Consider the following 336-nt stretch of genomic DNA (forward strand, 5'->3'; position numbering starts at 1 on the left):
TGTGCGCGGGGAAGTAGGAAATTCTTCCCGTTGGACGGGAACTTTCTCCAGCGCAAAATTTGTTATACTAGGCCGATCCTTTGGGGAGTAGCCTGCTTCCGTCCCCCGGAAGCGCCCGCATCAACATACTCGGTGATTGTTCCATGCCGTGGTGCGGGCAGCCGTGAGTTTGGCGAGACCATCGGCATGTCAACGCGTCCAGTCGGGCCGCGTGGCATGCCTTTGCTCCTGCCCGACCGAAAGATCCTCATGAATTTAGCCGCTACTGCTGTACTCTCACTCGCTATGTCGACCGATGCCTTTGCTGCTGCGCTAGGAAAAGCCGCGACACTACAC

1 riboswitch is annotated in these 336 nt (G+C 57.4%).

The features are described 5' to 3' along the window. The first annotated feature begins 80 nt into the window (after positions 1-80). Positions 81-242: riboswitch (yybP-ykoY riboswitch) on the forward strand. The last annotated feature ends 94 nt before the right edge of the window (positions 243-336 follow it).

This window comes from Sphingomonas sp. 10B4 (assembly GCF_035019905.1).
Classification (GTDB): Bacteria; Pseudomonadota; Alphaproteobacteria; order Sphingomonadales; family Sphingomonadaceae; genus Sphingomonas; species Sphingomonas glacialis.